The organism is Enterobacter genomosp. S (assembly GCF_001631805.1).
In the GTDB taxonomy this organism is placed as follows: domain Bacteria; phylum Pseudomonadota; class Gammaproteobacteria; order Enterobacterales; family Enterobacteriaceae; genus Enterobacter; species Enterobacter quasihormaechei.
The window spans coordinates 346956-357319 of the sequence record NZ_LVVA01000020.1 but is presented as its reverse complement, the minus strand read 5'-3'; the positions used below and the strand labels follow the sequence as shown (position 1 = coordinate 357319).

Genomic DNA, 10364 nt, shown 5'->3' with positions numbered 1-10364 from the left:
TTTATTGATGTTCCCCGGAGTTGGCATTCTCCGCATCAGAGTCATGTATAGCCTGGCAGCCAGGCAGATAACAACAAACGTAAGCGTGGGATATTAAGAATTTCCTCAGATTGTTTTCACTAGTAGATGGGCTAAAGACCTTGAAGCAGTAAGCGGGTTGACCGCAGCCATAAGGCCATGCAGCAGCCATGATGCTGCCCCGAGTCGCGTATTGGCGAGCAGGTATAGCATACCGATGTGAGGGTTAATAATGGGAAATGCTCCGATAGGGCAGCGCGAACGCCAGACGCGTACCGATTTTAAGTGTCGATGAAACGACAGCAGCTCAAGGGGAGGAGTGTGGTCACTCCGGGAAGTGGCAGCAATTACAAAGCTCAGCTGCTGGTGGGCTTAATAAGCTTTTTCTACAACTATCTGAGATGCGGCCTTAGCATATTTAGATAATTTTTATGATGGTTCCGGCATCTTTTAATTTTGTGTAAGTAAAACCCACCGCTCCGTAAAATGATACGCAAAGGAATATCAAAGCGAAGAGCATTACGTAGAAGCTAACGTCACCCTTAACAGAAAACTGATAAATTGCAAAAAAGCATAGTAAGACGAATGCTGTCAGGGAGGAGAGTGCAATAAAAGAATAAAGGAAAATCATGAGCAGGTCGTCCTGACGTTAACATATGTCAAACCATTGTATCTACAGCTTGGCGGATTACCAACCTGCTTCAATACAACGCGCTTCAAAAAGGTTACCTACGCATCGTTTATCGCGAGCAGCGTAAAATGTGGAAGCATCCCAGTGGTGGTTAAAACCTCCTGTGACTGGGTAAAACCAATCTACCTGACTGATCACGACATCGACGTTCTGGATCGGCAGACAAAGCGCGACATCTTGACGCATAACAAAGCGTGGCATGCGAATTGCCATACAAGATAGAACCTCATCCATGAGGCTCTGACACAGTCTCTCCTCTGGACTTTAACCGTAGCAAAGTCTCACAACTCCGCACTCGATCGGCATTCATGTGTTACAGTTAGACCGTGGTGAATCCCCCTCAGCGGCGGGGCTAATTAACCTGACGACTCTTCTTCATGAGGGCATCGTGAATTTCTGAAGCAAGCGGGTCATGGTTGGTTAACCAAAAGGCTCACCGGGAGGCACCCGGCACCACATCTATACGAACCGCAGGTCATCAACTGGTAGGCTGGGTAATACTTATCGCGAATAAGTGATAAAAAATGCCCCCCAACCAGGAGGGCAAGAGGAGTCTCAGTTTTACTTGCTCTTTTTTATCGATGGTTCCCTGGAGTTGGCAATCTCCTCATCAGAGTCTTGAAGAGCTTGGCAGTCAGCCAGTAATCAACAAGCATAAGCGCTAGTGATTAAGATAATCCTTACCTAACCATTTGTGCTGGGCAGTATCATTAAATACTCTGATTATGCATAAGGCTGACATAGCGACGGCAAAGGTATAGAGTTGAAGTGTTTTTATGGAACGAGGAATAACATGAAGGTTAAATTGATTATCGCTGCTATAGCTTTGGTTTCGTTCAGTGCTGTTGCTGACGAGGGGCAGTATCTCTCTGACTTCGCCAGTGCAAAAAGCACCTCTAAAAGCTACTCCCAGCTTATTAGTAAAAACAAATTACCTGAATGGGTAAAAAGCGGTGGCACAAGCACGCCATCAACCGAAGTTACAGTTGCAGGCAAAAAGTATATTGCACTGTCAGGGTGTAAACCTCATAGTTGTCCAGAACAGAATATTGCTGTTCTCTACTCACCTGATAACGGTGATATCCATGGTGTGTTTTCTGATTTCAATGCAGAAAAGAACCAAGAGACATTGACCTGGTTAAACCTGGGTCCGATTGATTCTGATGCGATGAAAAATGCGCTTTTCAATCGGATGTACGGCAATTAAATAGCCCAAGCTTCAAACGGCAATCCACCAGTTTGAAGCTTCAAAACACAAATCAATCGCCTCACAATGTGTTGGTCGCTCACATCGCACCCTCATTCCGCTTAACTTTAGCAATGAATTCTTCTGTGATTGATAGACCCGCTATGATTTCCGAATTTAAGGCGGAAGCACCAAATTTGCTTACAAGGTCCAGAAGAGTTTCATAAGTCTGGATGAGTTCCATTAGATCGGAAATCACTAATTGGTCATGCTCAGTGCGCAAATGTGACCGGGCAGAGGCATGATGCACTATCCACTCGAGATTGGCCTTGATTTTGTGAACATCATCATAGTTATACATATTTCATAAGCTTAAATCCTCATTTCAAGATTTCTTTGAGAAAAATACTTCCTTGCTTCAAACACTGAAGCTGTGAGTGACGTCTAAAGTTCATTTAGTTTAGAGGTGACAATGGCTAAGCCGGACTGGGGCGAGCTGCAGAAGCGGTTCCTGTCTGATCACGCTGCTACTGGCATATCCCCTAAGGAATGGTGCGAGACACATAATCTTAATTATGTAACTGCTCGCCGCTATATCAAGAAAACTGCTGCGCAAAATACAAAAATTTACCCGCAAAAGATAGTGCGCACTGCGCAGAATGATAAAAGCGCAGATGAGCTGGTGGCTATAAAGCTAAGCGCGAAGGTAAAGCACTTTATTGCTGAATACCTGAAGGATAATAACGCCACGGCAGCCGCTGCACGTGCTGGCTATAGTGACCCAAACTATGGTCGTCAGCTAATAGCGAATCCTAACGTTGCGCAGGCAATTGCGCAGCAGCAAAAAGCCTCCATTGAGCGCACGCTTGGCAGTGCCGATGAAGTCCTCGCACAGATGTGGCAGCTTGCCACCTTCGATGCAAACCAACTTTCGCAGTATCGCCGCGGTGCGTGTCGTTACTGCTGGGGCTTCGGCCACCACTATCAGTGGCGTGACGCTGTAGAGTTCGAAGAGGAAACAGCAAAGGCGGAGGGAAGGGAAGGGGCAAGGCTGCCGCAAGATACAGGCGGCTATGGCTACGATCACACCAGAGAGCCTAACCCTGGCTGTCCGCGCTGTAACGGTGACGGCATCGGCCAGCCTTATTTCCCGGATACACGCAAGCTCCCGGCAACTTCTCGGCTCGCTTACTCCGGCGTAAAGATCGGCAAGAATGGCGTCGAGATAACCACTATCAGCCGTGAGCGAATGTTCGAAGCGGTAATGAAGCGGCTTGGCCTGGCGGATAGCGAATTCGCGCAGCGTCTCCAGCAAATCGAAATCGACCGCCGGCAGCTGGAGGTCGAAAAACTCCGCAAAGAGCTGGCCGGTGATGGTGATGATGACGAACCGACTCCAGTGCAGATCAATATCAACGTAGTGGACGCGAGGGCGGAAGATGGGGATCAGCCCGACACTTAACATTCCTCAGGCGCGTTTCCTCGCGATGCAGCACAAATTCAAAGCCTACGTTGCTGGGTTCGGTTCCGGTAAGACGTGGGTGGGTTGTGGCGGCATCTGTAAGGGGATGTGGGAGCACCCTAAAATTAACCAGGGTTATTTCGCGCCGACGTACCCGCAGATCCGTGACATCTTCTACCCGACGATTGAAGAGGTGGCCTTTGACTGGGGGCTGAGCGTGATAATCAATGAGGGGAACAAAGAGGTTCACTTCTACGAGGGGCGACGATACCGCGGGACCACAATCTGCCGTTCAATGGAGAAGCCCGGCTCGATAGTCGGTTTCAAAATCGGTAACGCGATGGTTGATGAGCTGGACGTCATGGCGGCAGCCAAAGCGCAACAGGCATGGCGAAAAATCATAGCCCGTATGCGTTACAAGGTTGATGGGTTGCGTAACGGCATCGATGTCACCACAACGCCGGAAGGTTTCAAATTCGTCTACCAGCAGTTCGTGAAGGCGGTGCGTAAAAAGCCCGAGCTTTCTGCTCTGTACGGCCTGATACAGGCCAGTACGTTCGACAACGCGAAGAACCTGCCCCCGGATTACATCCCGTCGCTGCTGAGTTCTTATCCTGATGAACTGATTCAGGCCTACCTGCGCGGGAAATTTACGAACCTCAACAGCGGGACCATTTACCACACCTTTAACCGTAAGCTGAACAACTGTTCTGACGAGATTCAGGATGGGGATCCGCTGTTTATCGGTATGGACTTCAACGTTGGAAAAATGGCCGCGATTGTTCACGTAAAGCGTAACGGGCTACCTCGTGCGGTTCGTGAACTTGTGAAGGTCTTCGACACGCCGGCGATGATTAAGCGCATCCAGGAAGAGTTCTGGCGATATGAGGATGGTTGTTATGTGAAGAGCCGGGAGATTTACATCTATCCGGATGCCTCTGGCGACTCCCGCAAATCGCAGAACGCCAGCAAGACCGATATTGCCCAGCTCAACGATGCCGGATTCAGCGTCATCGTTGATGATGCCAACCCGCCGGTTAAAGACCGCATCAACTCAATGAACGCCATGTTCTGCAACGCCAACGGCGAACGCCGCTATCTGGTCAACGTCCAGAACTGCCCGGTTTATACCGAAAGCCTCGAGCAGCAAATCTGGGCGGCCAATGGCGAACCGGATAAATCAGCGGATAACGATCACCCCAATGATGCTGGTGGGTACTTCATTGTGAAGGATTACCCCATCGTGAAACCGGCATACTCAATCACCATGGACACCACTTTCTGATATGGCAAACGACGACATCACCTGGGTTCGACCAGAACACCGGGCGGCTTCTGCTGCCTGGCGGAAATACAGAGACTTTTGCAAAGGCGCTGAGGCCGTAAAAGCGGCGGGCAATAAATATCTGCCTTATCTCGATCCAACCGATAAATCCACGCGCAACCGTAAACGTAATGAGGACTATCTGAGCCGCGCGGTGTTCTATGCCATTGCCGGCAATACGAAGATCGGCATGCTTGGGATGGCGTATCGCAAGGATCCCACCTTCAACGGTCCGGAGAAGCTGAAATACCTGTTGGACAATGCTGACGGGGCCGGTACCAGCATCTATCAGCAGTCACAGCTGGTGGCTGAGAACGTACTGGAAGTTGCACGGGAGGGGCTTTATGTCGATTACGCAGAAGCCTCCGATGAGGCGATCATCCTCCGCTACCCGGCAGAGAACATCATTAATTGGCGGACGAAGCGTATCAATGGGCGCGATCAACTGGTGCTGGTGGTCCTGCGCGAATGCGTAGAAGAGCCGGATGGTTACGCTTACAAGGACGAAATTCAGTACCGCGAGCTGGCGCTGGAAGAAGGGAAGTTTATCTGCCGCGTATGGCGCCGGGCAGGTGGCACTGCAAGCGGAACCTATGTCGTCGACAGCGAATATCATCCGAAGCCTAAAGGGAAGGAATACTGGGATGAAATCCCGTTCACTTTTGTCGGCGCCCAGAACAACGATCCCACTATCGATGACTCGCCGCTGGCTGCGCTGGTGGAAATTAACCACGGCCATTATCGAAATAGCGCTGACTATGAGGACAGCGTGTGGTTCTGTGGCCAGGTGCAGCCGTATATGACTGGTCTTGATACCGGCTGGCGAGATCACCTTGAGAAGACCGGAGTAAAAATTGGTTCCCGTTCACCGCTAATGCTTCCCAAAGATGGCTCGTTTGGCTATGCCCAGGCGCAGCCGAACATGCTGGCTAAAGAGGCCATGGACAGCAAACGCGATTACATGGTGCAGTTGGGCGCCCGACTGATTGAGCAGAACGCCACGGCGAAGACTGCAACGCAGGCAAGCGGTGAGCAGACATCATCAACATCGGTGCTAGGTATCTGCGTTTCGAACGTTTCCGAGGCTTACACGCTGGCGCTGGGCTGGTGTGCAAAATACCTGGGTATTAATGGGGGTGAACCAGCCTACATCATCAACCAGGAATTTATCGCGAAGGTTGCCGAATCCGGGATGGTCACCGCTATTGTGAACGCCTGGCAGTCCGGCGCGCTGCGCGATACTGACATGATTAGGGCTCTTCAGAAACTCGACCTCATCAACCCGGCAGACAGTCCGGATGATGTGATTGATTCGCTCCGCAATCAGGCTCCTTCATTGACCGGGGGCTGATATGGCAACAGTCAACGAAAGTTTGCGGGATGAGGCCATTGCTCATTCCGTCTGGATTAGCCGCTATGCGACTGGTGTCGCTAACCGGATGGTGAAGCTGCTTAACGAGACGGACGCAGAACTATCTGCCCGTCTGCTGGATGCACTAGATCGGCTTCCGGCTGATAGCTTCACGGTTAGACATCTGGAAAGCTTGCTCGGCAGCGTACGCGAACTTAACCATCAGGCTGTCGCTTCAATGCAGTCCGGGCTGGAAGGGGAACTTCTTGCGCTTTCCAGGAACGAGGTCAGTTACCAGCTGAGCCTGTTCGATTCCCTTCTTCCCTCACAGGTGCTGGCACGCTATCCGCTACAGGGAATTAGCGCCGATATGGTTTATGCCGCGGCGATGGCTCAGCCATTTCAGGGGCGCCTGCTGAGTGAGTGGGCGGAGAATCTGGAATCGGACAGGCTAGCGCGGATCGTAAATGCTGTACGCCGTGGCTATCTTGCTGGCGACACGGTTGAAACCATCGCCCGAAGCGTGCGCGGCCATGCCAATAAAGACTATCGCGACGGCGCGCTTCAGATGAGCAGGGCAAACGCCGCCAGCATCGCTAAAACAGCCGTTAATCATCTGGCTGCCACCGCACGCAACAGCTTCACCAGCGCCCACAGCGACATCGTGAAGGGTAAACAGTGGCTGTCTACGCTGGACAATAAAACCAGTCACGACTGCATCATTCGCGACCTGCTGCGCTACACCTTGGATAATAAACCGATCGGGCACAAAGTACCTTACCTGCAAGGGCCCGGGAAAATTCATTTCTGTTGCCGTTCTACTGAAACCCTGATTATCAAGTCCTGGCGCGAACTCGGCATTGATATTAATGAGATGGACGAGGGCACTCGTGCCAGCATGGATGGTCAGGTACCTGCTAAAACCACCTATCTTGAATGGCTCGCGCGTCAGCCAGCTCAAAGGCAGGATCAGGTTCTGGGTGCCGAGCGTGGCCGTCTGTTCCGCGCGGGTGAAATCGACCTGGCTGATATGTTCACTGACAAAGGCGAGTGGATCAGCCTGGAACGTCTTAAGCAGCTATCAGGTCCTTGAACCTGACAACCATCACTTTCTACACGCCCTGGCATCCGCCGGGGCTTTTTTATGGGCGAGGCCCGACTAAATCCCGAGGGGAAATTATGTTAATTCGAAACATGCTTCTGAAATATTACGCACCTGAAAGCGGCGGTGAGGGCAGTGGTGGTGGCGGTATCGAAATCACCCCCGAAATACAGAAGCTGATTGATGAGCGTGTGACCAATGAAGTTACAGGTCTGAAAACAAAAAACTCTGAGCTGCTGGGCACCATCAAGCAGCAAAAAGAAAACCTGTCACGTTTTGACGGTATCGACCCAGACGCTGTACGCGGCATTCTCCAGCGTTTTTCTGACGATGAAGAGGCGAAGCTTATCGCCGCCGGAAAAATTGACGAGGTGCTGGATAAGCGTACCGAGCGCATGCGTGCTGACGTTGATAAGCAGATCAAAGCGGCGAACGAGCGCGCGGAAAAAGCTGAAGCGTTCTCCAACAAATTCCGGGATCGGGTCCTCGGGGATGCAATCCGGGCAGCAGCCTCTAAAGCGGGCGCGCTGCCTGAAGCTTCTGACGATCTGATTCTGCGTGCCAAAGGCACATTCCAGCTCAACGACGAAGGCGAGGCCGTAGCGGTTGATGCAAATGGCGATGTTCTGTTCGGCAAAGACGGCAAAACCCCACTAAGCCCGCTTGAGTGGGCGGAGTCACTCAAGGAGACGGCTCCGCATCTGTTCCCTCGCGCAGAAGGCACGGGCGCGGGCGGACACAAGCCAAACGGTGGTGGAAGCCTGAAACGTTCCGAAATGAGCGCCAGCGACAAAGCGGACTACATCCGCAAACACGGTCAGCAGGCCTTCCTCAAACTTCCGAAATAAGGGATTTAAACCATGGCAACGACTGTTAATACCGACCTGGTTATTTATGACGATCTGGCGCAGACCGCGTTTCTTGAGCGTCGCCAGGACAATCTGGAAGTGTTCAACGCTTCCTCCAACGGTGCGATTTTGCTGGATAACGAACTGATTGAAGGCGACTTCCGTAAACGCGCCTTCTACAAAGTTGGTGGTTCCATTGAATCGCGCAATGTGAACTCTGTCGATAAAGTCACAGGTAAAAAAATCGGTGCCGGTGAAGCGGTATCCGTTAAAGCACCGTGGAAATACGGTCCGTATGAAACCACGGAAGAGGCCTTTAAACGCCGTGGCCGCTCCGTTGATGAGTTCTCCGAAGTGATCGGCGTTGATGTCGCAGATGCCACGCTGGAAGGCTATGTGAAATATGGCCTGAAAGCGCTGACTGCGGCGATTGGTGCTAACGCCGACATGGTCGTAACCGCCGACATTGAGACCGACGGTAAAAAGACCCTGACGCGTGGCCTGCGCAAATATGGCGACAAGTTTAACCGAGTGGTTCTGTTCGTGATGCACTCCGCGACCTACTTCGACATTGTGGATGAGGCGATTGCCAACAAAATTTACGAAGAAGCGGGCGTGGTGGTTTACGGCGGGCAGCCGGGCACGCTGGGTAAACCTGTGCTGGTGACCGACACCATGGACGCTGATGCGATCCTTGGGCTGGTAGCTGGTGCGGTTACCGTCACCGAATCTCAGGCGCCGGGCTTCCGTTCCTACGATATCAACGATCAGGAAAACCTTGCGGTTGGCTATCGCGCTGAAGGCGTGGTGAACGTTGACCTGCTGGGCTACAGCTGGGATACCGCCAAAGGTGATAACCCTGACCTGACCGCCATCGGCACTGCGGGCAACTGGAAGAAACACTTCACCAGCAACAAATCTACGGCAGGCGTACTGATTAAACTGGAATCCGCAGTGGGGGAGTAACGCTGTCAGCGGATAAAACCTCCGCAACTGCTGACAGCACAGACGCGGTAACTGTTTCTCTGAAGTACACGCTGAATGGCTCCGGTGTATCCGGTAAAACTGTCGCGTGGACGTCCACAGGCGGCACGCTTAGCACGGCCAGTTCTCAAACCGGCTCTGCTGGTGGTGCAACGGTGAAACTCACATCAGACGTTGCTGGCACCTTCACGGTAACCGGCACGGTTGAAGGAGTGTCAAAAACCACTGATGAGATCAACTTCACTGCGCCTGCCGGAGAATAACGAATGGGGCGAAAGCCCCATAAACAGGATGATTCGATGATCAATACCGATATCACTTCTCCTGATGCCAACAGCTACGCCAGTGAAGAGGATCTTGCCTCATTTGCGGCAATACGCGGCATTGAACTGCCTGACAAGCTCACACCTTTGCTGATTAAGGCAATGGATTACCTGGAGGGGCTGGACTGGGTTGGCTCAAAAGCTGACCCGAAACAGGCTCTGGCATGGCCACGCGTGAATGTCGTTCTGGATGAACATGATTTCCCGCCGGATGAAGTTCCTCGGCAGGTTATGACCGCGCAGTGCATGCTGGCGGTAGAGGCAATCGACGGCGATTTACTCTCCAGCGTGCGCGAAGCCGCTGTGAAAACTGAACGTGTGGAAGGTGCTGTAACCATGACCTACGCGGTCGCGGATGGCGAAGTATTCACGCCGTCTTATCCTGCCGTTATGGCGCTGCTGGGCGATCTTGCTGGTGGTCGTGGCTACGCAATCAATGCATTTGCAGAGAGGGCATGACATGCCGGACCTGAAAGTTATTAACCTGGCGAGCAGAAAAGATGCTGATCTGGAACATAACCGAACAGAGGTTATTAGGCTTCTGGAAGAGGCGCTTCATGCTGCTCGCGAAGGCAATTATCGTAGCATGGCTATTTTGCTTATTGATGAAAGCGGTGCGGTTATGGATGCCTGGCATAGCGGTGGTTTTCCGTACGTTATGGTTGGCGCCATCGAATCACTCAAAACTGATTTTATCAATCTGCAAATCGAGAGGCGCTGACGAATGCCCATTGATTACCTACGTATGCAGGCCAGAACAACGCGCATGCTCAGGCAGAACGGAGCGTTATACAACGTCACCCGTAAAGGCTCGGTAACGGTTATCGGCGGCGTTGAGCATAAAACTGAAGAGGTCCGTTTTACTGCTGTGGGCGTGAAGACCGAATACGCGCCAGGCGAAATAGATGGAACGGTCATCGTTAACGGCGACGTGCAGATCGTTTTTACGGCAGAGCAGGAAATTAAAATCGGCGACGTAGTCGATATTGATGGCACAGTCCACCGGGTTATCAAACCCAACCCGGCAAAACCTGCCTCGCTGGTACTCTGCTACAAAGCACAGTTGAGGGCATAG

General features: G+C 51.9%; 12 protein-coding genes. 11 read left to right on the top strand and 1 reads right to left on the bottom strand.

Annotated elements, in window-relative coordinates; translation table 11 throughout:
- Positions 1–706: 706 nt before the first annotated feature.
- Complete coding sequence (locus tag A3466_RS23455) at positions 707–922, bottom strand: hypothetical protein (protein WP_165498405.1); 216 nt, start codon at positions 920–922, stop codon at positions 707–709.
- Between the two features lie 580 nt (positions 923–1502).
- Here A3466_RS23455 and A3466_RS16815 point away from each other — a divergent pair.
- The 11 genes from A3466_RS16815 (at position 1503) to A3466_RS16765 (ending at position 10364) form a co-directional block, all read left to right on the top strand.
- On the top strand, positions 1503–1916 hold the full coding sequence (locus A3466_RS16815) for an Ivy family c-type lysozyme inhibitor (RefSeq protein ID WP_063451533.1): 414 nt from the start codon (positions 1503–1505) through the stop codon (positions 1914–1916).
- Positions 1917–2367: 451 nt separating this feature from the next.
- Positions 2368–3357 (top strand): terminase small subunit, encoded by a 990-nt coding sequence (locus tag A3466_RS16805; protein WP_063451531.1) that lies wholly within the window; start codon positions 2368–2370, stop codon positions 3355–3357.
- Positions 3335–4642 (top strand): terminase large subunit domain-containing protein, encoded by a 1308-nt coding sequence (locus A3466_RS16800; RefSeq protein WP_063451530.1) that lies wholly within the window; start codon positions 3335–3337, stop codon positions 4640–4642. Before A3466_RS16805 ends, A3466_RS16800 begins: the two co-directional genes overlap by 23 nt.
- A 1-nt stretch (position 4643) precedes the next feature.
- Positions 4644–6032, top strand: coding sequence for a DUF4055 domain-containing protein (locus A3466_RS16795; RefSeq protein ID WP_063451529.1), 1389 nt, complete (start codon positions 4644–4646; stop codon positions 6030–6032).
- Position 6033: 1 nt separating this feature from the next.
- Positions 6034–7125, top strand: a complete 1092-nt coding sequence (locus A3466_RS16790; protein ID WP_063451528.1) for a hypothetical protein — start codon at positions 6034–6036, stop codon at positions 7123–7125.
- Between the two features lie 86 nt (positions 7126–7211).
- On the top strand, positions 7212–7982 hold the full coding sequence (locus tag A3466_RS16785) for a hypothetical protein (RefSeq protein ID WP_017693495.1): 771 nt from the start codon (positions 7212–7214) through the stop codon (positions 7980–7982).
- A 12-nt stretch (positions 7983–7994) separates the two neighbouring features.
- Complete coding sequence (locus A3466_RS16780) at positions 7995–8948, top strand: major capsid protein (protein ID WP_015570929.1); 954 nt, start codon at positions 7995–7997, stop codon at positions 8946–8948.
- A complete protein-coding gene (locus A3466_RS23450; RefSeq protein ID WP_165602760.1) occupies positions 8930–9229 on the top strand; it encodes an Ig-like domain-containing protein in 300 nt (99 codons plus the stop codon). The genes A3466_RS16780 and A3466_RS23450 overlap by 19 nt, the downstream gene beginning before the upstream one ends.
- Before the next feature lie 36 nt (positions 9230–9265).
- Positions 9266–9748, top strand: coding sequence for a DnaT-like ssDNA-binding protein (locus A3466_RS16775; RefSeq protein ID WP_063451527.1), 483 nt, complete (start codon positions 9266–9268; stop codon positions 9746–9748).
- A gap of 1 nt (position 9749) precedes the next feature.
- On the top strand, positions 9750–10010 hold the full coding sequence (locus A3466_RS16770; protein WP_032654540.1) for a hypothetical protein: 261 nt from the start codon (positions 9750–9752) through the stop codon (positions 10008–10010).
- Positions 10011–10013: 3 nt separating this feature from the next.
- Positions 10014–10364, top strand: coding sequence for a hypothetical protein (locus A3466_RS16765; protein ID WP_063451526.1), 351 nt, complete (start codon positions 10014–10016; stop codon positions 10362–10364).